Annotated in this window: 18 protein-coding genes; 11 read left to right on the top strand and 7 right to left on the bottom strand. The window is 69.3% G+C overall.

All coding sequences use genetic code 11. The features are described from left to right. Positions 1–48 precede the first annotated feature (48 nt). Positions 49–516, top strand: coding sequence for a PTS sugar transporter subunit IIA (locus AC1D2O_RS26905; protein ID WP_442287577.1), 468 nt, complete (start codon positions 49–51; stop codon positions 514–516). Between the two features lie 28 nt (positions 517–544). Next, entirely contained in the window at positions 545–1,501 is a 957-nt protein-coding gene (gene hprK / locus AC1D2O_RS26900; RefSeq protein ID WP_478088029.1) for an HPr(Ser) kinase/phosphatase, read from the top strand. 274 nt (positions 1,502–1,775) lie between these two features. Here hprK and fur read toward each other — a convergent pair whose 3' ends face one another. Then, positions 1,776–2,195 (bottom strand): ferric iron uptake transcriptional regulator, encoded by a 420-nt coding sequence (gene fur / locus AC1D2O_RS26895; protein WP_478088027.1) that lies wholly within the window; start codon positions 2,193–2,195, stop codon positions 1,776–1,778. 87 nt (positions 2,196–2,282) lie between these two features. On the opposite strand from fur, the gene AC1D2O_RS26890 reads away from it, so the two are divergent. The 4 genes from AC1D2O_RS26890 to AC1D2O_RS26875 all read left to right on the top strand — a co-directional run bounded on the left by AC1D2O_RS26890 (position 2,283) and on the right by AC1D2O_RS26875 (position 4,926). After that, positions 2,283–2,846 carry an outer membrane protein assembly factor BamE gene (locus AC1D2O_RS26890; protein ID WP_478158183.1) on the top strand — a complete coding sequence of 188 codons (564 nt, stop codon included), beginning with the start codon at positions 2,283–2,285 and terminating at the stop codon, positions 2,844–2,846. A 103-nt stretch (positions 2,847–2,949) separates the two neighbouring features. Further along, a complete protein-coding gene (dapB, locus tag AC1D2O_RS26885; RefSeq protein ID WP_478088033.1) occupies positions 2,950–3,750 on the top strand; it encodes a 4-hydroxy-tetrahydrodipicolinate reductase in 801 nt (266 codons plus the stop codon). Between the two features lie 10 nt (positions 3,751–3,760). After that, entirely contained in the window at positions 3,761–4,459 is a 699-nt protein-coding gene (locus AC1D2O_RS26880) for a MotA/TolQ/ExbB proton channel family protein (protein ID WP_478088021.1), read from the top strand. A 14-nt stretch (positions 4,460–4,473) separates the two neighbouring features. After that, positions 4,474–4,926 (top strand): ExbD/TolR family protein, encoded by a 453-nt coding sequence (locus tag AC1D2O_RS26875; protein WP_478088019.1) that lies wholly within the window; start codon positions 4,474–4,476, stop codon positions 4,924–4,926. A 6-nt stretch (positions 4,927–4,932) separates the two neighbouring features. On the opposite strand, the gene AC1D2O_RS26870 is transcribed toward AC1D2O_RS26875, so the two are convergent. From AC1D2O_RS26870 to AC1D2O_RS26845, 6 genes are read right to left on the bottom strand one after another with little or no spacing between them, the layout of a single operon-like run. Beyond that, positions 4,933–7,404, bottom strand: a complete 2,472-nt coding sequence (locus AC1D2O_RS26870) for a glycogen/starch/alpha-glucan phosphorylase (protein ID WP_478088017.1) — start codon at positions 7,402–7,404, stop codon at positions 4,933–4,935. A gap of 28 nt (positions 7,405–7,432) precedes the next feature. Beyond that, a complete protein-coding gene (glgA, locus tag AC1D2O_RS26865; RefSeq protein ID WP_478088015.1) occupies positions 7,433–8,893 on the bottom strand; it encodes a glycogen synthase GlgA in 1,461 nt (486 codons plus the stop codon). 28 nt (positions 8,894–8,921) lie between these two features. Continuing rightward, on the bottom strand, positions 8,922–10,214 hold the full coding sequence (gene glgC, locus AC1D2O_RS26860; protein ID WP_478088013.1) for a glucose-1-phosphate adenylyltransferase: 1,293 nt from the start codon (positions 10,212–10,214) through the stop codon (positions 8,922–8,924). A gap of 37 nt (positions 10,215–10,251) precedes the next feature. Then, positions 10,252–12,321, bottom strand: a complete 2,070-nt coding sequence (glgX, locus tag AC1D2O_RS26855) for a glycogen debranching protein GlgX (RefSeq protein WP_478158182.1) — start codon at positions 12,319–12,321, stop codon at positions 10,252–10,254. Further along, complete coding sequence (gene glgB / locus AC1D2O_RS26850; RefSeq protein WP_478088009.1) at positions 12,318–14,477, bottom strand: 1,4-alpha-glucan branching protein GlgB; 2,160 nt, start codon at positions 14,475–14,477, stop codon at positions 12,318–12,320. Before glgB ends, glgX begins: the two co-directional genes overlap by 4 nt. Beyond that, the gene (locus AC1D2O_RS26845) at positions 14,467–16,089 is read right to left on the bottom strand and encodes an alpha-glucosidase (protein WP_478088007.1); all 1,623 of its coding nucleotides are present in this window, start codon (positions 16,087–16,089) and stop codon (positions 14,467–14,469) included. The genes glgB and AC1D2O_RS26845 overlap by 11 nt, the downstream gene beginning before the upstream one ends. A gap of 171 nt (positions 16,090–16,260) precedes the next feature. Here AC1D2O_RS26845 and leuS point away from each other — a divergent pair, with 171 nt between their 5' ends. The 5 genes from leuS to gshA all read left to right on the top strand — a co-directional run bounded on the left by leuS (position 16,261) and on the right by gshA (position 23,703). Further along, positions 16,261–18,903 (top strand): leucine--tRNA ligase, encoded by a 2,643-nt coding sequence (leuS, locus tag AC1D2O_RS26840; protein ID WP_478158181.1) that lies wholly within the window; start codon positions 16,261–16,263, stop codon positions 18,901–18,903. Next, positions 18,900–19,412, top strand: a complete 513-nt coding sequence (locus AC1D2O_RS26835; protein ID WP_478088003.1) for an LPS-assembly lipoprotein LptE — start codon at positions 18,900–18,902, stop codon at positions 19,410–19,412. Before leuS ends, AC1D2O_RS26835 begins: the two co-directional genes overlap by 4 nt. A gap of 145 nt (positions 19,413–19,557) precedes the next feature. Further along, complete coding sequence (gene holA / locus AC1D2O_RS26830) at positions 19,558–20,613, top strand: DNA polymerase III subunit delta (RefSeq protein WP_478088001.1); 1,056 nt, start codon at positions 19,558–19,560, stop codon at positions 20,611–20,613. A 282-nt stretch (positions 20,614–20,895) separates the two neighbouring features. After that, positions 20,896–22,188 (top strand): glutamate-5-semialdehyde dehydrogenase, encoded by a 1,293-nt coding sequence (locus AC1D2O_RS26825; RefSeq protein WP_478158180.1) that lies wholly within the window; start codon positions 20,896–20,898, stop codon positions 22,186–22,188. Between the two features lie 216 nt (positions 22,189–22,404). After that, entirely contained in the window at positions 22,405–23,703 is a 1,299-nt protein-coding gene (gene gshA / locus AC1D2O_RS26820; RefSeq protein ID WP_478086709.1) for a glutamate--cysteine ligase, read from the top strand. Positions 23,704–23,774: the final 71 nt, after the last annotated feature.

The following is a 23,774-nucleotide window of genomic DNA, read 5'->3' as shown; positions in this document are numbered from 1 at the left end:
GGCCCTTTGCTTTTTGTGGGGTGGGTGCATAATCGCCCCCGCCCCAACATGAACCGACTCGCGTCCATCCTGCCGCCCGCTCAAGTGCTCGTGAGCGTCGACGCCACTAGCAAGAAGCGTGCTTTCGAAGAAGCAGGGCTCCTGTTCGAGAACCTGCACGGTCTCGGGCGTGCCCTGATTACCGACAGCCTGTTTGCGCGCGAGCGCCTGGGCTCCACCGGCCTCGGCCACGGCGTGGCCATTCCGCACGGCCGCATCAAGGGCCTCAAGTCGCCGATGGCCGCGGTGTTCCAGCTGGCCAACGCGATCGGCTTCGATGCCCCGGACGAACAGCCCGTGGTGCTCCTCATCTTCCTGCTCGTGCCGGAAGCTGCGACCCAGAAGCATCTGGAGATACTGTCGGAAATCGCCGAACTGCTCAGCGATGCTGGCCTGCGCGAGCAGATCAAGTCGAGCACGGATGCGGCGGCCCTGCACGCCCTGATCGCCGGATGGCAATCCGCACAGGTGGCCTGAAGCGCATCGGCGGCGGGCGGTTTCGGAGATGAAGCCGACTGTCATCAGCGCCGATGCGATGTTCGAGGAGTTCCGCGGCTCGCTGCGCTGGGAGTGGCTCGCGGGCCTGGGGGCCTCGGAGCGGCAGTTCGACCCCGACGTCATCAGCCGGGCCCAGTCGGCCGCCGACCTGGTCGGCTATCTCAACTACATCCATCCCTACCGCGTGCAGATCCTCGGCGCCCGCGAGGTTGCCTACCTGATGCGCGGTACGCCGCAGGATTGCGAACGGCGCATCGCGCGCATCGTCACGCTGGAGCCGCCGATGCTGGTGCTGGCCGACGGCCAGGTGGCGCCCGACGAACTGCTGTCGATCTGCGAGCGGGCCCAGCTGCCGCTGTTCGCCACCCGCGAATCCTCGGCCTTCGTGATCGACCTGCTGCGTGCTTACCTTTCGAAGCACTTCGCCGAGCGGACCTCGATGCATGGCGTCTTCATGGACATCCTGGGCCTGGGCGTGATGATCACGGGCGAGTCAGGGCTCGGCAAGAGCGAGCTCGGCCTGGAGCTGATCTCGCGCGGCAACGGCCTGGTGGCCGACGACGCGGTCGACCTCTACCGCATCAACCAGACCACGCTGGAAGGCCGCTGCCCCGAACTGCTGCAGAACCTGCTCGAAGTGCGCGGCATCGGCTTGCTCGACATCCGGGCGATCTTCGGCGAGACCGCGGTGCGCCGGAAGATGCGGCTCAAGCTGATCGTGCACCTGGTGCGGCGCGACAGTTTCGAACGTGACTACGAGCGCATGCCTTCGGCGCCGCTGACGCAGGACGTGCTGGGCATCCCGGTGCGCAAGGTGATCATCCAGGTGGTCGCCGGCCGCAACATCGCGGTGCTGGTCGAGGCTGCGGTGCGCAACTCGATCCTGCAGCTGCGCGGCATCGACACCTATGCCGATTTCGTGGCGCGCCACCACAAGGCCATGGAAAGCGCAAGGGATGATTAGCTAGCTCGCCCCCAGGTCGGGCTCACTTCGTGTAGCCCTCCCACCCCCTACCGGGGGCAACACCAGCGGCCCGGCGAAGCCGGTTCCGCGGTGTTTCACCAACGGGCCTGGCTGCGCCGGCCGGGGAAAGAAAAAGAGACGCTGTGCTCGTTCTTCGGCTGCGCGCAGCGCGCCTGTTCGTGGGCAGTCGCGGAACCGGCTCCGCCGGGCCGCTGACTGCGCCCCCAGCAGGGGGGTGGGCGCCCGGACACGAAGTGCCGGGCAACCTGGGGGGTTACCTCTTGTTCACGCAGGCGGCGCAGAGGCCGTAGAGGGACATTGCGTGGTCCTGCAGGATCCAGCCCTTGTCCTTGGCGATCATCTGCTGGCGGCGTTCGATCTCGGCGTCGTAGAACTCTTCGACCTTGCCGCAGGAGGTGCACACCAGGTGGTCGTGGTGCTTGCCCTCGTTGAGTTCGTAGACCGCCTTGCCGCTCTCGAAGTGGCTGCGCTCGAGGATGCCGGCCTGCTCGAACTGCGTCAGCACGCGGTACACGGTGGCCAGGCCGATGTCGGAATGGTCGTTCAGCAGCACGCGGAAGACGTCTTCCGCCGTCATGTGGCGCTGGCTTCCGTTCTGGAAGATCTCGAGGATCTTCAGGCGCGGCAGGGTGGCCTTGAGGCCGGTGTTCTTCAATTCGTCGATGTTGCCCATGGGTCGTTCCTCCGCCGGCCTGGCGGGCGAGGCCCGCCGGGGGCCAGCCGCTACAATGATTCGATCATATCGCCCAACCCTTTCCCCATGCCTGCCATTCCACAACGCCGCCATTGGCTGCTCGTTGGCGCCGTCGCAGTGACCTTCGGTCTCGGCGCCTGCAGCAGCGTCGGTGACAGTGCGCGCGGCGCCCTCACCGCCGTGACACCCTACAAGGTCGAGGTGGTCCAGGGCAATTTCGTGTCCAAGGAGCAGGTCGCGGCGCTCAAGCCCGGCATGTCGCGCCAGCAGGTGCGCGAAGTCCTGGGTACCTCGCTGCTGACCGACGTTTTCCATTCCAATCGCTGGGATTACGTGTTCACGATCCGGCGCCAGGGCGTCGAGGCCCAGCAGCGCCGCCTGACCCTGTATTTCAACGGCGAGGTGCTCGAGCGCTTCGAAGGCGACCCGATGCCGAGCGAGGAAGAGTTCGTCGCCCAACTCGACAGCCGCAAGCGCCACGGCTCGGTGCCGGCGCTCGAGGCGACCGAAGCCCAGCTCAAGAAATTCGACCCGCCCAAGGAAAAACCGGTGGACGGCGAACCGGCCGCCGCGACGCAGCCGCTGCCGCCGCTGCCGGCTGCCTACCCGCCGCTCGAATCGACGCGCTGAACGGGCGCCCCGGCCGAAACGTCCGGCCCGCTCGTTCTTTCCCGTTTTCCCGCATTCCCAGAGGCTGAAACGCGTGACCGACTCCTCCGTTCCTACTCCCCCCCTGCGGCGCATAGCGATCGCGGGCGCTTCCGGACGCATGGGCCACATCCTGATCGAGGCCGTGCGCGAGGCCCAGGACTGCCGGCTGGCTGGCGCGCTCGATGTCGCCGGCAGCGATGCGATCGGCCGCGACGCGGCCGCCTTCCTCGGCTTCACGAGCGGCGTGCCGATCGTGTCCGAACTGCGCACGGGCCTGGCGGATGCGCAGGTGCTGATCGACTTCACGCGGCCCGAAGGCACCCTGGCGCACCTGGCCGTCTGCCGTGAACTCGGCGTGCAGATGGTGATCGGCACCACCGGCTTCAGCGATGCGCAGAAGGCCGAGATCGCCGACGCCGCCCGCGACATCGCGATCATGATGGCGCCCAACATGAGCGTCGGCGTCAACGTCACCTTCAAGTTGCTCGAAATGGCGGCCAAGGCGCTGTCCACCGGCTACGACATCGAGATCATCGAGGCCCACCACCGCCACAAGGTCGATGCGCCCTCGGGCACGGCGCTCAAGATGGGCGAAGTGATCGCCGACGCGCTGGGCCGCGACCTCAAGGCATGCGCGGTCTTTGCCCGCGAAGGCATCACCGGCGAGCGCGACCCGTCGACCATCGGTTTCTCCGCCATCCGCGGCGGCGACATCGTGGGCGACCACACGGTGCTCTTTGCCGGCACCGGCGAGCGCATCGAGATCACCCACAAGTCGGCCAGCCGCGTGACCTACGCGCAGGGCAGCCTGCGCGCAGTGCGCTTCCTGGCCGGGCAGCAAGCCGGCCTGTTCGACATGTTCGACGTGCTGGGCCTGCGCTGACGCCCTCGAAATGAGCGTCCTGGCGCTGCTCACGCACGGCGACGGCGTCAGTCGCTCGGTCGCGGCCCTGCTGTTCGCCATGTCGGTGTCGAGTTGGGTTGTGATCCTCTGGAAAGCCTGGCTGCTGCGCGGCGGTACGCGCGACGTGGTGCGCGGCATCGCGGCCTTCTGGCAGTCGGCCTCGCTCCAGGATGCGGAAGCGCGCCTGCAGCCCTTCGATCGCGCCGCGCTGGTGCTGCCGGCGGTGCGTGCGGTCAACAAGCTGGCCCTGCAGGCCGAAGGTTCCACGCTGGGCGGCAAGGTCGACCGCAGGCAGCGTCTCACGCGGGTGCTGCGCGACGCGCTCCATGCGGCGCTGCGGCGGCTGCAGGCCGGCCAGATCCTGCTGGCCACGGTCGGCGCCACCGCCCCCTTCGTCGGGCTGCTCGGCACGGTCTGGGGCATCTACGGCGCGCTGGTGGGGATCGCGGCCGAAACGGGCGGTTTCACCATCGACAAGGTCGCCGGCCCGGTCGGCGAGGCGCTGATCATGACCGCCTTCGGACTGGCGGTCGCCATTCCCGCCGTGCTGGCCTACAACGTCTTCGGCCGCGTGGTCGGCCGCATCGAGGCCGAACTCGAGGGCTTCGCCCACGACCTGCTCGGCATGCTCGGCGAGCCCGCACCGCGCGAGGCGCCGCTGCCGCCGGCGCGGCCGATGCCTGCGTAGCGCCGGAGCCCGGCATGGCCTTCGGTCGCACCTCGCTCGGAAGCACCGCCAGCGGAGGGCGCTCGACCGGCGCCGGCGGCCAGCGTCCGCTGTCCGACATCAACGTCACGCCGCTGGTCGACGTGATGCTGGTGCTGCTGGTGATCTTCATCATCACCGCGCCGCTGATGGCGAGCTCGATCAAGCTCGACCTGCCGCGCACCGACGCCGGCCAGGCCAACGACACGTCCAGGTTCGTCAGCCTCGTGGTCGATGCGGCGGGCAAGGTCTACTTGAACGACCAGCCGGTCACGAACGACGAACTCGCCGCCGCCCTGTCGAAGGCCGCCGCCGACAGCCGCGACACCGAGGTCCAGCTGCGCGCCGACCAGACCGTGCCCTACGGCAAGGTGGTCGAGCTGATGGGCATCGCGAACAAGGCCGGCCTGAATCGCATCGGGTTCGTCACCGAAACGCCCAAAAGGTAGGCCGGTTCAGCCCAAGGCCACCGGCCGGGTGCGCCATATTTCGTGGGCGTACTGCGCGATCGTGCGGTCCGACGAGAAGGCGCCCATGCCCGCCACATTGAGGATCGCCATCCGTGTCCAGGCATCGGCGTCGCGGTACAGCGCATCGACCTGGTCCTGCGCGGCGACATAGCCCGCATAGTCGGCCAGCAGCAGGTAGTGATCGCCCCAGCTCACCAGGGCGTCGAAGATCTGCTGGTAGCGCGACGGCTCGCCGGGCGAGAACAGGCCGTCGCGGATGCTGTCGAGGGTGCGCTGCAGTTCCGGGTCGGCCTCGTAGAACTGCTGCGGCTGGTAGCCGCTGGCGCGGATGTCGGCGACCTCGGGCGTGGTGTTGCCGAAGATGAAGAAGTTTTCCGGTCCGACCGCCTCGCGCATCTCGACGTTGGCGCCGTCGAGCGTGCCGATGGTCAGCGCGCCGTTGAGCGCGAACTTCATGTTGCCGGTGCCCGAGGCCTCGGTGCCGGCGGTGGAGATCTGTTCCGACAGGTCGGCCGCCGGCATGATCATCTCGGCCAGGCTCACGCTGTAGTTCGGCACGAACACCACTTTCAGCAGCTTGCCGACGCGTTCGTCGCCGTTGATCACCTTGGCCACGTCGTTGATCAACCGGATCACCAGCTTGGCCATCTGGTAGGCCGAGGCCGCCTTGCCGGCGAACACCACCACGCGCGGTACGTGGCCCGCATCCGGCGCCGCGAGGATGCGGTGGTAGCGCGTCACCACGTGCAGCACGTTGAGCAACTGGCGCTTGTACTCGTGCATGCGCTTGACCTGGACGTCGAACAGCGCGTCGGCGTCGACGTCGATGCGCAGGTGCTCGCCGATCCAGTTGGCCAGCCGCAGCTTGTTCTCGCGCTTGGCGTGGCGGAAGGCGCGCACGAAGGCCGGCTGCTGCGCCATCGGCCGCAGCGCTTCGAGCTGCGTGAGATCGCGCCGCCACCCGGGGCCGATGCGCGTGTCGAGCAGGCTGGCCAGTGGCGGATTGGCCTGCGCCAGCCAGCGGCGAGGCGTCACGCCGTTGGTCTTGTTGTTGAAGCGCTCGGGAAAGAGCTTGTTGAAGTCGGCAAAGATCGATTGCTTCATGAGCTCCGAATGCAGCCCCGAGACGCCGTTGACCGAGTGGCTGGCGAGCACCGCCACGTAGGCCATGCGCACCCGCCGCTCGCCCGATTCGTCGATCAGCGAGAGCCGCCGCAGCAGCTCGACGTCGTGCCCGTGCGCCTGGGTCACGCCGGCGAGAAAGCGCGCGTTCATGTCGAACAGGATCTGCAGGTGGCGCGGCAGGATGCGCCCGAACATCTCGACCGGCCAGGTCTCGAGCGCCTCGTGCATCAGCGTGTGGTTGGTGTAGCTGAAGACCTTCTGCGTGTGGGCCCAGGCGGTGTCCCAGGGCAGGCCGTGCTCGTCGATCAGCAGGCGCATCAGCTCGGGCACGGCCAGCACCGGATGGGTGTCGTTGAGGTGGATGCTGACCTGCTCGGGCAGTTCGTCGAAGCCGGTGTGGTTGCGCAGGTAGCGGCGCAGCAGGTCCTGCACGCTGGCGCTGACGAAGAAGTACTCCTGGTGCAGCCGCAGCTCGCGGCCCGAGGGCGTGGAGTCGTCCGGGTAGAGCACGCGCGAGACGTTCTCCGAGTGGTTCTTGCTCTCCACCGCTTCCATGTAGTTGCCGCGGTTGAAGGCCGACAGGTCGATCTCCTCGGTGGCCCGCGCCGACCACAGGCGCAGCGTGTTGGTGGCCTGGGTGCCATAGCCCGGGATGATGGTGTCGTAGGCCACCGCCAGCACGTCGTGGGTGTCGATCCAGTTGGCGGCGCCATAGAGCGCACCCTTGCCGTCGCGCCGCTGCACGTGGCCGCCGAAGCGCACGCGGTAGGTGACTTCGGGTCGCTGGAACTCCCACGGGTTGCCGCGCGTGAGCCAGTAGTCGGGCGTCTCCACCTGCTGGCCGTCGACGATGCGCTGGCGGAACATGCCGTACTCGTAGCGGATGCCGTAGCCCAGGCCCGGCACGCCGAGCGTGGCCATCGAGTCGAGGAAGCAGGCCGCGAGCCGGCCGAGGCCGCCGTTGCCCAGGGCGGCGTCGGGCTCGCGCTCGGCCAGCGCCTCGATGTCGACGCCGAAGTCGGCCAGCGCCTGTTTGACGGTGTCCTGCAGCTCCAGCGCCAGCAGCGCGTTGGTGAAGGTGCGACCGATCAGGAATTCCATCGACAGGTAGTAGACGCGCTTGAGCCGCTGCGCGTAGATCGCGCGGGTGGTCGCCATCCAGCGCTCCACCACCTGGTCGCGCACCGCCAGCGCGGTCGCGTGCAGCCAGTCGTCGAGGCTGGCCGCGACCGGGTCCTTGCCGACTGCATAGATCAGCTTGTTGGCGACCGCGCGCTTGAAGGCCGCGACGTCGCGATCGGGATGGTCGTACTTGAAGTCTTCGAGGGTCATGGGAGGGTGGGGCGTGGGTGGAGCGGCATCAGGCCAGGGTTTCGGCGTAGACGGCGAGGTAGCGCGCGGCGGCGCTGCCCCAGTCGGCCGGGCGGCCCATCGCGCTGGTGCGCACCGCGCGCCAGTCGGACGGGCGCCGGTAGAGCGCGAAGGCGCGGCGGACCGCGCGGGCGTAGCTGTCGGCGTCGAAGTCCTCGAACGAGAAGCCGGTGGCCCGGCCGTCGGCCATGTCCTCCAGCGTGGCGTCGACCACCGTGTCGGCCAGTCCGCCGACCCGGTGCACCAGCGGCAGGCTGCCGTACTTGAGGCCGTACATCTGGGTCAGGCCGCAGGGCTCGAACAACGAGGGCACCAGCGTGACGTCGCCGGCGCCGAACAGGCGGTGCGCCAGCGCCTCGTCGTAGCCCAGGGAGACGCTGACCGACCGCGGCGCGGCCGCCGCGCGCTCGCGGAAGGCCGCCTCCAGCCAGGCGTCGCCGCTGCCGAGCAAGGCCAGCTGGCCGCCCTGCGCCAGCAGCGCGTCGAGGCCGCCGAGCACCAGGTGCAGGCCCTTCTGCTCGGTCAACCGGCTCACCACCACGAACAGCGGCGCGTCGGCCAGCGGCGCCAGGCCCAGTTCGTCCTGCAGCGCCGCCTTGCAACGGGCCTTGCCGGCCGGCCGCAGCAGGTCGTAGCGGTGCGGGATCAGGGCGTCCGTGGCCGGGTTCCAGACCTGGTCGTCGACGGCGTTGAGGATGCCGGACAGCACGCCGGAGCGGCTGCGCAGCAGGCCGTCGAGCCCGCAGCCCTGCGCGGGGGTCTGGATCTCGCGGGCGTAGGTCGGGCTCACGGTCGTCAGGCGATCGGCGAAGCACAGGCCGCCTTTCATGAACGAGAGCTGGCCGTGGTATTCGAGCCCGTCGATCGAGAAGGCCGCGGCCGGCAGGCCGAGTTCGGCGAAATGGGAGGCCGCGAACAGTCCCTGGTAGGCCAGGTTGTGGACCGTGAACACGCTGCCGACGCGCGGGCCGCCGGTGGGCGGCGCGAAGGCCATGTAGGCCGGCGCCAGTGCGGCGTGCCAGTCGTGCGCATGCACGATCTCGGGCCGCCAGGCGGCGTCGAGCCCGTGCGCGAGCTGCGCGGCGACCCAGCCCAGCAGCGCGAAGCGCCGGTGGTTGTCGCCGTAGGGCTGGTGGCGCGGGTCCTCATAGGGATTGCCCGGGCGGTCGTAGAGCGACGGCGCGTCGATCAGGTAGGCGGGGAGATCCGGTGCGCCGGGGGTCGCGATGCGGCCGAGCAGCAGCCGCGCGGGCTCGCCCCAGGGCGCCGTGAACCCGGCCACCGGCGCCGCGTCGGCAATGCCGGCCACGATCGCCGGAAAGCCCGGCAGCAGCACCCGCGCGTCCTGGCCGGCCGCCTTCAGTGCCAGCGGCATCGCGCCCGCGATGTCGGCCAGCCCGCCGGTCTTGAGCAGGGGAAAGAGTTCGGCGCTGACCTGGAGGATCTTCATTCATGCCCTTGTTCGATGCGCGCGAGCTTCATTGCAGGCGCTTGAGCATCTCGCGCGTCACGAGGACCACGCCGCCCTCGGTACGCTCGAAGCGCGCGGCGTCGGCCGCCGGATCCTCGCCGATTACCATCTCCTCGGGAAGCACGCAGGCGCGGTCGATCACCACCCGGTGGAGCCGGCAGCCGCGGCCGATCTCCACGTCCGGCAGCAGCACCGCCTCGTTGATCTCGCAGAAGGAATGCACCCGCACGCCCGAGAACAGCACGGAGCTGCTGACCTTGGAGCCCGACACGATGCAGCCGCCCGAGACGATGGTGTTGACCGTCATGCCGTGCTTGCCGTCGCGGTCGAGCACGAACTTGGCCGGCGGCAGCTGCCGCTGGTAGGTCCAGATGGGCCAGTCGGTGTCATAGATGTCGAGTTCCGGGGTGATCGAGGCCAGGTCCAGGTTGGCTGCCCAGAATGCATCAATCGTGCCCACGTCGCGCCAGTAGGCGTGGGCGTCTCCGCCGCCGCGGCGGGCCCGGGTCACGCAGGACATGGCGAAGGGATGCGCCAGCGCGCGGCCTTCGGCCACCGCGCGCGGGATGATGTCCTTGCCGAAATCGTGGCTGGAGTGGGGGTTGGCGCTGTCCTCCTCGAGCAGCCGGTAGAGGTACTCGGAGTCGAAGACGTAGATGCCCATGCTGGCCAGCGCGATGTCGGGATTCCCGGGCATGGCCGGCGGATCGGCGGGCTTTTCGAGGAAGGCGGTGATCTGGCGCTCGTCGTCGATCGCCATCACGCCGAAGGCCGTGGCCTCCATTCGCGGCACCTCGATGCAGCCGACCGTGCAGCCGCGGCCGCTGGCCACGTGGTCGGTCAGCATGATCGAGTAGTCCATCTTGTAGACATGGTCGCCGGCCAGCACCACCACATAGTCGTGCGGCGTCGAACGGGTCTGGATGATGTCGAGGTTCTGGTAGACGGCATCGGCCGTGCCGCGGTACCAGTGCTCGTCGCCGACCCGCTGCTGGGCCGGCAGCACGTCGACCATCTCGTTGAGCTCGGCGCGCAGGAAGCTCCAGCCGCGCTGCAGGTGGCGCATCAGCGAATGCGATTTGTATTGCGTCACGACCGCCATGCGCCGGATGCCCGAGTTGAGGCAGTTGGAGAGCGCGAAATCGATGATGCGGAACTTGCCGCCGAAATAGACCGCCGGTTTGGCGCGGCGGTCGGTGAGCTGCTTGAGCCGGGAGCCGCGTCCGCCCGCCAGCACCAGGGCGATGGTGCGGCGCACGAGTTGATGGGCCTGCAGGGTCGGTTGCGAGGTGTCCGCCATCTTGAGCCTCCGTTGGTTTTCTTCCGGTGAATCCAGCCTAGCACTCCGGCGCTGATCCCGCGGCGCTGTTTTTCGCCACCCAGAGGCTGCCGGGCGGCAGTCGCTGCGTGTCGCCGAGCGGCGGGGCGGGTGGGGCGCCGTCCTTCGAATCGCTCGCCAGCCGGCACCGCCAGCGTCCGGGCGGCAGCCTGAAATCGACTTCGATCTCTTCGGCATTGACCAGCACCAGCCAGCTCGCAGCCGCTGTCGCGGCCTCGAACAGGATCGCCAGCGCATGCCGGTCGCCGCGCTCCCAGTCGACGGCAGTCATCGCATGGCCTTCGGGCGCCAGCCAGCGCAGCGCGGTGGCGCCCGGCTCGGGGACGGCCGGCCACCAGCGCGTGCTGCGCAGCGGCTCGGCTTCGCGGCGCAGCGCCAGCACCCGGCCGACGAAGGCGGCCAGGCCGCCGTCGGCGTGGCTCCAGTCCAGCCAGGTGGTCTCGTTGTCCTGGCAGTAGGCGTTGTTGTTGCCGCGCTGCGTGTGGTCGAGTTCGTCGCCGGCCAGCAGCATCGGCGTGCCCTGCGCGAGCAGCAGCGCCGCCAGCAGCACGCGCTGCAGCCGATGCCGCTCGGCCTGCACCGCCGGGTCGTCGGTCTCGCCCTCGACGCCGCAGTTGCGGCTCAGGTTGTGGCCGTGGCCGTCGCGGTTGCCCTCGCCGTTGGCGAGGTTGTGGCGCTCGTTGTAGCTGAGCAGGTCGCGCAGCGTGAAGCCGTCGTGGGCGGTGACGAAGTTGACGCTGGCGGTCGGGCTTCGGTCATGGCGCGCGAATGCGTCGCTCGAGCCGGTGAAGCGCCGGGCGAACTCGCCGAGGCGCGCGCTGCGATGCAGCCAGAAGCCGCGCTGGGTGTCGCGAAAGCGGTCGTTCCATTCGAGCCAGCCGGGCGGGAACTGGCCGAGCCGGTAGCCGTCCGGACCGATGTCCCAGGGTTCGGCGATCAGCAGCGCGCGCGCCAGCTCGGGGTCCTGCGCGATGCTGGCCAGCAGCGGCGCCCGCGGGTCGAACTCGCCGCCGCCGCGGCGCGCCAGGACCGGCGCCAGGTCGAAACGGAAACCGTCGACCCCGAGCTCGGTGACCCAGTGGCGCAGGCTGTCCATCACCAGCTGCACCACCCGTGGCTCGGCGAGGTTCAGGCAGTTGCCGCAGCCGGTCCAGTTCTCGTATTGCCCGCGGTCGTCCGGCCGCAGGTGGTAGTAGAGCGCGTTGTCGATGCCGCGCAGGCTCAGCGTCGGTCCGAGTTCGTCGGTTTCCCCGCTGTGGTTGAAGACCATGTCGATCACCAGTTCCAGGCCGCGGGCGTGGATCGCATCGGCCATGGCGCGGAATTCGGTCGAGGGTGTGGTGCCGGGGCGCCCGCTCCAGTAGCGTGTCTCGGGCGCCGACCAGCCGATCGGGCTGTAGCCCCAGCAGTTGCTGAGGCCCTGTGCGAGGAGCCGCGACTCGTCGGCCCGGTGCTGCACCGGCATCAGGTTCAGCGTGGTGACGCCGAGCCGCTGGAGGTGGTCCAGCACGGCCGGTTCGGCCAGGCCGGCATAGCTGCCGCGCAGGGCGGCGGGCACCTCGGGGTGGCGCCGGGTCTGGCCGCGGACGTGCAGCTCGTAGAGCACGCGGTCGCCCGCGGCAACGCGGGGCCGCCGCGCGGGCCCCGACGGCGGCAGCGGCGCAGTGACGCGGGCCTTGAGCGCGACGGCGGCGTTGTCGCGGCGGTCGCGCTGCGCCGGCTGCGCGGGGTCGTGCCCGAGAAACAGGTCTTCGCCGCCATAGCGGCCAACCACCTCGCGGGCATAGGGGTCGAGCAGCAGCTTGGCCGGGTTGAAGCGCTGGCCCTCGTGCGGCGACCACGGGCCGTGGACGCGCCAGCCGTAGACCAGGCCCGGGCGGGCGCCGGCCAGGCGCATGTGCCAGACGCCGTCGGTGCGGCTGCCCAGCGCGAGGCGCTGCTGCTCGTGCGCGCCCGTGGTGTCGAAGAGGCAGAGCTCGACCGCGGTGGCGTTGGGGGCGGCCAGCGCGAAGTTGACGCCGTCGGGGCCCGGGGTGGCGCCCAGGGGGTAGGGGGCGCCGTCGCTCACGCCAGGACCCACATCACGGTCGCCAGCGGCGGCAGCGACATCTCGGCCGACTGCGCCTGCCCGTGCCAGGCCACCGGTTCGCTCGCGATCACGCCATTGCCCACCCCGCTGCCGCCGTAGACGGGGTGGTCGGTGTTGATGATCTCCCGGTAGCTGCCGGCCGCCGGCAGGCCGAGCCGGTAGCCGATCCGCGGCACCGGCGTGAAGTTGCACGCCGCCACCACGAAGCTGCCGTCGCGCGCCCGCCGGACGAAGGAGAACACCGACTGCTCGGCGTCGCTGTGGCAGATCCATTCGAAGCCGGCGGCCTCGCAGTCGAGTTCGTGCAGCGCCGGGTAGTGGCGGTAGACGTTGTTGAGGTCGCGCACCAGCCGCCGCACGCCCTGGTGCGGCGCCTGCTCCAGCAGGTGCCAGTCCAGGCTGCGGTCGGCGTTCCATTCGGCGTCCTGCGCGAACTCGCCGCCCATGAACAGCAGCTTCTTGCCGGGATAGGCCCAGAGGTAGCCGTAGAGGTTGCGCAGCCCGGCGAACTTCTGCCAGCTGTCGCCCGGCATGCGCCCGAGCATCGAACCCTTGCCGTGCACCACCTCGTCGTGCGACAGCGGCAGCACGAAGTTCTCGCTGTGGGCGTACATCAGGCCGAAGGTGATCTTCTGGTGGTGGTGCTTGCGGTAGATCGGGTTGATGCCGGTGTAGGCCAGCGTGTCGTTCATCCAGCCCATGTTCCATTTGTAGTGGAAGCCGAGGCCGCCGTGCTCCGGCGGGCGCGTGACGCCGGGGAAGCTGGTCGACTCCTCGGCGATGGTCACGGCCCCGGGCCGCTCGACGCCGACCACGCGGTTCATGCGGCGCAGGAACTCGATCGCCTCGAGGTTCTCGCGCCCGCCTTCGGCGTTGGGCACCCATTCGCCCGGCTTGCGGCTGTAGTCGCGGTAGAGCATCGAGGCCACCGCGTCGACCCGCAGGCCGTCGATGCCGTAGCGCTCGAGCCAGTAGAGCGCATTGCCGACCAGGTAGTTGCGCACCTCGACCCGGGCGTAGTTGAAGATCAGCGTCTGCCAGTCGTTGTGGAAGCCCTCGCGCGGGTCGGCGTATTCGTAGAGCGCGGTGCCGTCGAAGCCCGCGAGGCCGTGCGCATCGGTCGGGAAGTGCGCCGGCACCCAGTCGAGGATCACGCCCAGCCCGGCCGCATGCGCGGCCTCGACGAAGGCGCGGAAGTCCCCCGGCGTGCCGAAGCGCGAGGTCGGCGCGTAGAGCCCGATCGGCTGGTAGCCCCAGGAGCCGTCGAACGGATGCTCGCTGATCGGCAGCAGCTCGATGTGGGTGAAGCCCATGTCGCGCGCATAGGGCACCAGCGTCGCCGCCAGTTCGCGGTAGTCGAGCCACTCATGGCCGTTCTTGCGCCGCCACGAGCCCAGGTGAACCTCGTAGATGCTGAGCGGCGCGTCGCGCGCATTGGCTGCGGCGCGCCCGGGCGGGAGCGGCACCGGCGCCGGCAGCGGTTGGACGACACAGGCGGTATCGGGCCGCAGGCGGGCCGAGAAGCCGAAGGGGTCGGTCTTGCGCAGCACCTGGCCCTGGGCCGACAGGATCTCGAACTCGTAGGCGTCGCCCGGTGCCAGCTGGGGCGCGAAGATCTCCCAGACGCCGCACTCGCGGCGCAGCCGCATCATGTGGCGCCGGCCGTCCCACTGGTTGAAGTCGCCGACCACCGAGACCCGGCGCGCGTTCGGCGCCCAGACCGCGAAAGCGACGCCGCGCACGCCCTCGATCTCGCGCAGGTGCGCGCCGAGCTGTTCGAAGGGCCGCAGGTGCGTGCCCTCGGCCAGCAGCCAGACATCGGTGGCGCCGAGCACCGGCGGGAAGCGGTAGGGATCCTCGAGCAGCGAGCCGTGCGAGCCCCAGTCGACCTCGAGGCGGTAGCCGAGCCGGGCCTGCGAGGCCGGCACCAGGGCCGCGAACAGGTCGCTGTCGCCCTGGCGGTCGAGTTGGGCCAGCGGCCAGCCCGAGCCCGAATGCAGCACGGCCACGGCCTGCGCGCCCGGCAGCAGCGCCCGCACCCACAGGCCCTCGCCGTCCTGGTGCGGGCCGAGCACGGCGAAGGGATCGCCGTGCTCGGCTCGCATCAGGGCACGGACCTCGGCTTCAGGCAGCATCGCGTGGCTCTCCGAAGAAGACGCCGAATGGTGGCAACGAGAGTGTGCGCCCATCGAGCTGCGCGCCGTCGAACGGCGACCCGGCCGGCGCCGCGAGCGGCTGGCGCAGCGCCAGCACAGCTGGTTCGGCCGAGAGGTTGAACACCGCCTGCAGCGCCCGGTCGCCCTCGCGGCGCTCGAACCACAGCAGCGGCTCCGGCGCGTCGAGGAAGGTCATGGCGCCGCTGTGCAGCAGCGGCTGGCCGCGGCGCCAGCGCAGCAGCGCACGGCTGAAGGCGAGCATCGACCGCGGATCGCCGGCCTGGCGGTCGATCGCCAGCGGCAGGTGGGCCTCCGACACCGGCAGCCAGGGCTGGCCGTCCGTGAAACCCGCATGGGCCTGGCCGGCCAGCCACGGCATCGGGGTGCGGCAACCGTCGCGGCCCTTGAATTCGGGCCAGAAGGCGAGCCCGTACGGGTCCTGCAGCCGTTCGAACGGCACCTCGGCCTCGGGCAGGCCGAGCTCCTCGCCCTGGTAGATGCTGGCGCTGCCGCGCAGTGACAGCAGCAGCGCCAGCCAGAGCCGATCGCGCCGGGTATCGGCCGAGCCGCTGCTGTTCCAGCGGCTGGCGACCCGCGGCACGTCGTGGTTCGAGACCGCCCAGCAACCCCAGCCGTCGGTGGCCGCCAGGGCGCTGTCCAGCGCCTCGACCTGCTCCCGCAGATGGCGCGCGCTGTGCTCGCGGGTCAGCAGGCTGAAGCTGTAGGCCAGGTGCAGCCGCTTGCCGCGCTCGGTGTAGCGGGCCATCACGGGCGGCGCGTTCTCGTCGCCGACCTCGCCCAGCGCGACCGCGCCGTAGCCGTCGAGCAGGCGGCGCAGCCGCTCGAGGAACAACAGGTTCTCGGGCTGGCTCTTGTCGTGCAGGTGCTGCTGCATCGCATAGGGGTTGTCGGCGCGCACCGTGCTCACGGCGCCGCCGCCGGCCGGCGGGTTGTCGCGCAATTGCGCATCGTGGAACTGGTGGTTGCAGGCATCGAAGCGGAAGCCGTCGACGCCGCGCTCGCACCAGAAGCGCACCTCGTCGAGCAGCGCGTCCTGCACCGCCGGGCAGTGGAAGTTGAGGTCGGGCTGCTCGGCCAGGAAGCTGTGCAGGTAGTACTGGCGCCGGCGCGAGTCCCACTGCCAGGCCGGGCCGCCGAACACCGACAGCCAGTTGTTGGGTGGCGTGCCGTCGGGCTTCGGGTCGGCCCAGACGTACCAGTCGGCCTGCGGATTCGTGCGGCTGGCGCGGCTGGCCGTGAACCAGGCGTGCTGGTCGGAGGTGTGGGAGAGCACCTGGTCGATGATCAGCTTGAGGCCGAGTGCGTGGGCCCGCGCCAGCAGGGCGTCGAAGTCGTCCAGCGTGCCGAACATTGGGTCGACCGACCGGTAGTCGGACACGTCGTAGCCGAAATCCTTCATCGGCGACCGGAAGAAGGGCGAGATCCAGATCGCGTCCGCCCCCAGATCGGCCACGTGATCGAGCCGTGCGGTGATGCCCGGCAGGTCGCCGATGCCGTCGCCGTTGCTGTCCATGAAGCTGCGCGGGTAGATCTGGTAGATCACCGCGCCCCGCCACCAGTCATTGACCATGCCTGCCTCTCGGGTTCCGAAACATTGTGGCATGCGAGAAGCGTGCCGCTCGCCCCCCGTCGGAGGTGGGCGGGCGACACGAAGTGAGCCCAACCCGGGGGTGGGCAACAGAACCCCGCGATAATTCGCCTTCCCCCGGCCGCCTGGCGCCGGGCTGATTGCCGAGTGCCAATGAACCCCAGCTACAAACCCGCCGACGTCGAGTCATCCGCCCAGGCCCACTGGAATGCGGCCGACGCCTACCGCGTGACCGAGGACGCGCGCAAGAAGAAGTACTACGCCTGCTCGATGCTGCCCTACCCCAGCGGCAAGCTGCACATGGGCCACGTGCGCAACTACACCATCAACGACATGCTCACGCGCTACCTGCGCATGAGCGGCTACAACGTCCTGATGCCGATGGGCTGGGACGCCTTCGGCCTGCCGGCCGAGAACGCGGCGCTCAAGAACGGCGTGCCGCCGGCCAAGTGGACCCAGGAGAACATCGCCTACATGAAGGGCCAGCTGCAGGCCATGGGGCTGGCGATCGACTGGAGCCGCGAGATCGCCACCTGCGATCCGAGCTACTACAAGTGGAACCAGTGGCTGTTCCTCAAGATGCTCGAAAAGGGCATCGCCTACCGCAAGACGCAGGTCGTGAACTGGGACCCGGTCGACCAGACCGTGCTGGCCAACGAGCAGGTGATCGACGGCAAGGGCTGGCGCACCGGTGCCACCGTGGAGCGCCGCGAGATCCCGGGCTACTACCTCAAGATCAGCGACTACGCCGAAGAACTGCTCGAGCACACCCAGCACAAGCTGCCGGGCTGGCCCGAGCGCGTCAAGCTGATGCAGGAGAACTGGATCGGCAAGAGCGAAGGCGTGCGCTTCGCCTTCACGCACAGGATCAAGGACGACAAGGGCCACCTGATCCAGGGCGGCCGCATGTACGTCTTCACGACCCGTGCCGACACCATCATGGGCGTGACCTTCTGCGCCGTGGCGCCGGAGCATCCGCTGGCCGCGCACGCCGCGAAGTCGAACCCCGCGGTCGCGGCCTTCATCGCCGAGTGCAAGGGCGGCGGCACGACCGAGGCCGAGCTCGCCACGCAGGAGAAGAAGGGCGTCCCCACCGGCCTGACCGTGATCCATCCGATCACCGAGGAGCCGATCCCGGTCTGGGTCGGCAACTACGTGCTGATCAACTACGGCGACGGCGCCGTGATGGGCGTGCCGGCGCACGACGAGCGCGACTTCGCCTTCGCCAACAAGTACGGCATCGAGATCATCCAGGTCGTGCTGGTCGACGACGAGCCGCACTTCAACTACCACCGCTGGCAGGACTGGTACGCCGACAAGCAGCGCGGCGTGACCATCAACTCCGACAACTTCAGCGGCATGCATTACGCAGAGGCGGTCACGGCGGTCGCCCACGCGCTCGGACAGAAGGGCCTGGGCGAGATGCAGACCACCTGGCGCCTGCGCGACTGGGGCGTGAGCCGCCAGCGCTACTGGGGCACGCCGATCCCGATCATCCATTGCGAGGAGCATGGCGCGGTACCGGTGCCCGAGAAGGACCTGCCGGTAGTCCTGCCGACCGACTGCGTGCCCGACGGCTCGGGCAATCCGCTGGCCAAGCACGAAGGCTTCCATGCCGGCGTCGTGTGCCCGGTCTGCGGCAAGCCATCGCGACGCGAGACCGACACGATGGACACCTTCGTCGACAGCTCGTGGTACTTCATGCGCTACTGCGATCCGACGAACGACGAGGCCATGGTGGCCGACGGCGCGAAGTACTGGATGCCGATGGACCAGTACATCGGCGGCATCGAGCACGCGATCCTGCACCTGCTCTACGCGCGCTTCTGGACCAAGGTGATGCGCGACCTCGGCCTGGTGAAGGTCGACGAGCCCTTCAGCAAGCTGCTGACGCAGGGCATGGTGCTCAACCACATCTTCTACAAGCGCAACGAAAAGGGCGGCAAGGACTACTTCCCGCCCTCCGAGGTGACGCCGGTGCTCGACGCCCAGGGCCGCATCAGCGGCGGCACCACGGCCGACGGCACGCAGGTCGACTACGGCGGCGTCGGCAAGATGGGCAAGAGCGAGCGCAACGGCGTCGATCCGCAGGACCTGATCGAGAAGTACGGCGCCGACACGGCGCGGCTCTACACGATGTTCACCGCGCCGCCCGAGGCCACCCTCGAGTGGAACGACGCGGCGGTCGAGGGCAGCTATCGCTTCCTGCGCCGGGTCTGGAATTTCGGCGTCGCGCAGCATGGCGTGGCGGCCGATGCCGGCAGCGCGGCCCAGCCGCCGGTCTACGGCAAGGATGCCAAGGCCCTGCGGCGCGAACTGCACACCGTGCTGCGCCAGATCGACTACGACTACCAGCGCATGCAGTACAACACCGTGGTGTCGGGCGCGATGAAACTGCTCAATGCGCTGGAAGGCTTCAAGCCGGCGGCGGCCGGTGCGGGCGACCGCGCGGCGGTGCGCGAGGGCTTCGGGCTCCTGCTGCGCTGCCTCTACCCGGCGACGCCGCACATCACGCACCAGCTCTGGCACGAGCTCGGCTACGACAAGGACCAGGGCGGGCTGCTCGATGCCCCCTGGCCGATGGTCGATGTCGGCGCACTCGCACAGGACGAGATCGAGCTGATGCTGCAGATCAACGGCAAGCTGCGCGGCGCGCTGCGGGTGCCGGCCAGCGCCAGCAAGCAGGAGATCGAGACCATCGCGCTCGCCTGCGAGGCCTTCGTGCAGCACGCTGCGGGCGCGGACGCCAAGCGCGTGATCGTGGTGCCGGGCCGGCTGGTCAACGTGGTGCTATGAGCCGGGCGATCGGACGCGCGCCGCTGCCGTCGCGGCGCGGCTTTCTGGCCGTCGCGGCGGCGCTGGCGCTGGCGGGCTGCGGCTTCGAATTGCGCAAGGCGCCGACGTTTGCCTTCAACAGCATCGCCGTGACGGGCACGTCCCCGTTCTCGAACTACCTGCGGCGGCAGCTCAGGGCCGCCGGCACGGTGGAGGTGTTGCCCGCCGACCAGGCCGAGAAGGCCGACGCGCTGCTGGAGCTCCTCGGCGAAAGCCGCAACAACATCGTGCTTTCGACCACGCCCGACGGCCAGGTGCGCGAACTGCAGCTGATCTTGTCCCTGCGCTTCAAGGTGCGGGGCCGGGGCGGCAAGGAACTGCTCGGACCGACCGAGATCCAGCAGTCGCGCGACATCACCTACAACGAGACGGCTGCACTCGCCAAGGAAGGCGAGGCCGAGCTTCTGTTCCGCGACATGCAGAACGACATCGCCCAGCAGGTGCTGCGCCGCTTGGCCGCGATCAAATGAGCTCGCCCCCAGGTTGCCCGGCACTTCGTGTCCGGGCGCCCACCCCCTGCCGGGGGCAACACCAGCGGCCCGGCGAAGCCGGTTCCGCGGTGTTTCGCCAACGGGCCTGGCTGCGCCGGCCGGCATGCGCTCACGCCTTGTTGCCATGCAGCTGAATCCTTCGCAACTCTCCACCCACCTCGCTAAGCGAGTGGCGCCGCTCTACGTCATCCATGGCGACGAGCCGCTGCTGGCGCAGGAGGCGGCCGATGCGATCCGCGCCGCAGCGCGCACTCAGGGCTATACGGAGCGCAGTTCGTACACCGTGGCCGGCGCGCACTTCGACTGGAGCGCGGTGCTCGCGGCGGGCGGCTCGCTGAGCCTGTTCGCCGACCGCCAGATCGTCGAGATCCGCATCCCCTCGGGCAAGCCCGGCAAGGACGGCAGCGCCGCGCTGCAGCAGATCGCCGAGGCCGCGCCCGGCAACGACAGCACCCTCACGCTGGTGCTGCTGCCGCGGCTGGACAAGGCGACCCGCAGCGCCGCCTGGTTCGCGGCGCTCGAGAACCACGGCGTCAGCCTGCAGATCGAGACCATCGAACGCGCCGCGCTGCCCCAATGGATCGCGCAGCGGCTCGCGCTGCAGGGCCAGCGCGTGAAAGCCGGCGAGGAGGGCCAGCGCACGCTGCAGTTCTTCGCCGACCGGGTCGAGGGCAACCTGCTGGCCGCGCACCAGGAGATCCAGAAGCTCGCGCTGCTGCACCCCGAGGGCGAGCTCGGCTGGGAGCAGGTCGAGGGCGCGGTCAACAACGTCGCGCGCTACGACGTCTTCAAGCTGTCGGACGCCGTGCTGGCCGGCAACCCGCAGCGCGTGGCGCGCATGCTCGAGGGCCTGCAGGCCGAGGGCGAGGCCGAGGTGCTGGTGCACTACACGCTGGCCGAGGACATCCGGGCTCTGAAGCGCGTGAAGGACGCGATGGCGGCCGGCCGGCCGCTGCCCATGGCGCTGCGCGAGAACCGCATCTGGGGGCCGCGCGAGCGTGCCTTCGAGCGGGTGCTGCCGCGGCTGGACGATCGGGCACTGGCGCGCATGCTGCGCGCCGCGCACCTGGTCGATGGCATCGTGAAAGGGCTGAAACAGCCCGACTGGCCGGCCAATGGCTGGCAGGCCCTGCAGCGCCTCGCGTTCATGTTGTGCCGGGCCTGCGCCCCGAGGGGATGACCCCCCGAAGCGCCGGCCGGTAAAAGAGACGGCGCCGCACTTTTCCTTCGGCTGCGCGCAGCGCGCCCGTTGGTGGGCAGTCGCGGAACCGGCTTTGCCGGGCCGCTGACTGCGCCCCCGGCAGGGGGTGGGCGGGCTACACGAAGTGAGCCCAACCTGGGGGCGAGCAACAGTCCTACCGCGGAACCGGCTAGGCCGGGCCGCCGACTGCGCCCCCGGCAGGGGGTGGGCGCCCGGACACGAAGTGCCGGGCAACCTGGGGGCGAGCGACATAATCCGGGGATGAATACGTTGAATGTCTCCGAGTACGTCCAGACGCTCGGGCTGCAGGCCAAGCAGGCCTCGGCCCTGATGGCGCGGGCCGATGCCGCCACCAAGAACAAGGCCCTGAAGGCGTTGGCGCGCCGGCTGCGCGCCGCGGGCGGGCCGCTGGCCGAGGCCAATGCGAAGGATCTGGCGCGCGCCGAGGGCGCCGGCCTGTCGGCGCCGATGGTCGATCGCCTCAAGCTCACGCCGAAGGTCATCGACACCGTGGCCCAGGGCTGCGAACAGCTGGCCGCGATGGCCGACGTGATCGGCGAGGTCATCGGCATGAAGCAGCAGCCCAGCGGTATCCGGGTCGGCCAGATGCGGGTGCCGATCGGGGTCTTCGGCATGATCTACGAGAGCCGGCCCAACGTCACCATCGAGGCCGCGAGCCTGGCGATCAAGAGCGGCAACGCGGCGATCCTGCGCGGCGGCTCGGAAGCGATCGAGTCGAACAAGGCGCTGGCCCGGCTGGTGGCCGAATCGCTCGAGGAGGCCGGCCTGCCGGTCGACGCGGTGCAGCTGGTCGCCACCACCGACCGCGAGGCCGTGGGCCAGCTGATCGCGATGCCGCAGTTCGTCGACGTCATCATTCCGCGTGGCGGCAAGGGCCTGATCGAGCGCATCAGCCGCGACGCCAGGGTGCCGGTCATCAAGCACCTGGACGGCAACTGCCACGTCTACGTCGACCACACGGCCGAACTCGACATGGCGCTGAAGATCGTCGACAACGCCAAGACCCAGAAGTACAGCCCCTGCAACGCCGCTGAAGGCCTGCTGGTGGCGTCCTCGATCGCCGAGACCTTCCTGCCGGAGATCGGTGCGATCTTCGCGGCCAAGGGCGTGGAGATGCGCTGCGACCGGGCGGCCGCCCACATCCTGCGTGCCGAGAGCGCGCACCTGCCGGCCGACAAGGTGATCGATGCGATCGAATCCGACTGGTCGGAGGAATACCTGGCCGCGGTCATCAGCATCAAGGTGGTCGAGGGCGTGGACGAGGCCATCGCGCACATCAACCGCTACTCGAGCCACCACACGGATGCGATCGTCACGCGCGACCACATGAACGCCCAGCGCTTCCTGCGCGAGGTGGATTCGGCCAGCGTGATGGTCAACGCCAGCACCCGTTTCGCCGACGGCTTCGAGTTCGGCCTGGGCGCCGAAATCGGCATCAGCACCGACAAGTTCCATGCACGTGGGCCGGTGGGGATCGAGGGCCTGACCTCGTTGAAGTACGTGGTCCTGGGCCAAGGCGAAGTCAGGACTTGAGCCCCGGCGACCGGCCGGCGTAGCCTGGCCCGTTGGTGAACACCGCGGAACGGCCAGGCCGCTGGTGTTGCCCCCGGCAGGGGGTGGGCGCCCGGACACGAAGTGCCGGGCAACCTGGGGGCGAGCCACACCTTTAGATTGTGATCAGGGCGTTCGCCCCCAAATCTACAATTCCGCCTAGCTAGCTTCAGATACAAATCCAACAAGGCCGCCCGCATGGTCCCCCATCTCGTCACCGCCCTGACCGGCCCCATCAACGAACTCGAGCAGCGGGTGCTCGATTCCACGCCCGCCATCGAGCGCTGGTTCCGGCTCGAATGGATGGAGCACACGCCGCCGTTCTACAGCTCGGTCGACATCCGCAACGCCGGCTTCAAGCTGGCGCCGGTCGACACCAACCTCTATCCCGGGGGCTGGAACAACCTGACGCAGGAGATGCTGCCGCTGGCGGTGCAGGCGGCCCAGGCCGCGATCGAGAAGATCTGCCCCGAGGCGCGCAACCTGCTCGTGATCCCCGAGAACCACTCGCGCAACACCTTCTACCTGGCCAACGTGGCGCAGCTGGTGCGGATCTTCCACATGGCCGGGCTCAACGTGCGCGTGGGCTCGATCGACCCGGCGATCAAGTCGACGAAGAAGATCGAGCTGCCCAACGGCGACACGGTGTGCCTGGAGCCGGTGGTGCGCAGCAAGCGCCGGTTGGGTCTGAAGCATTTCGACCCCTGCACGATCCTGCTCAATACCGACCTGTCGGCCGGCACGCCGGGCATCCTCGAGGATCTGCACGAGCAGTACCTGCTGCCGCCGCTGCATGCGGGCTGGTCGGTGCGCCGCAAGAGCAACCATTTCCACAGCTACGAAGAAGTGTCGAAGCGCTTCGGCAAGCTGCTGGGCATCGACCCCTGGCTGATCAACCCGATGTACGCCAGGGCCGCCGACGTCAGCTTCGCCACCGGCCAGGGCATCGACGTGCTGACCAGCCACGTCGACGCGCTGCTGACCAAGGTCCGCCGCAAGTACAAGGAATACGGCATCAACGAGAAGCCCTTCGTGGTCGTCAAGACCGACAACGGCACCGCCGGCCTGGGCGTCATGACGGTGCGCGACGCCAAGGAGATCGAAGCCCTGGTGCGCCGTCCGCGCGCCAGCAAGGCCGGCGCCGCCAAGGAGGGCCAGGAGCTCGGCGACCTGATCGTCCAGGAAGGCGTGCTGACCAACGAGCGGGTGCACAACGGCGTCGCCGAGCCGGTGGTCTACATGATGGACCGCTACGTGGTCGGCGGCTTCTATCGGGTGCATGCCGAGCGCAAGCCGGACGAGAACCTCAACCTGCCGGGCGCCAGCTTCGTGCCGCTGGCATTTTCGGAGAGTGCGCACTTACCTCAGCCCGGTGCCAAGCCCGGCGCCAGCGCGCCCAACCGCTTCTACATGTATGGCGTGATTGGCCGGCTCGCGATGGTGGCGGCCAGCTACGAGCTCGAGGCCACCGACCCGGATGCCGAAGTTTATGAATGATTCCGGTTTATAGCTTGCAGGCGATCGCTACAACGGCAAAATAGCGGCCCCATAACAATGCAAACGACAGG

Source organism: Variovorax sp. P1_G12 (assembly GCF_056405555.1).
The sequence above is the reverse complement of the archived record's forward strand: the minus strand, read 5'-3'. Positions and strand labels throughout refer to the sequence as shown.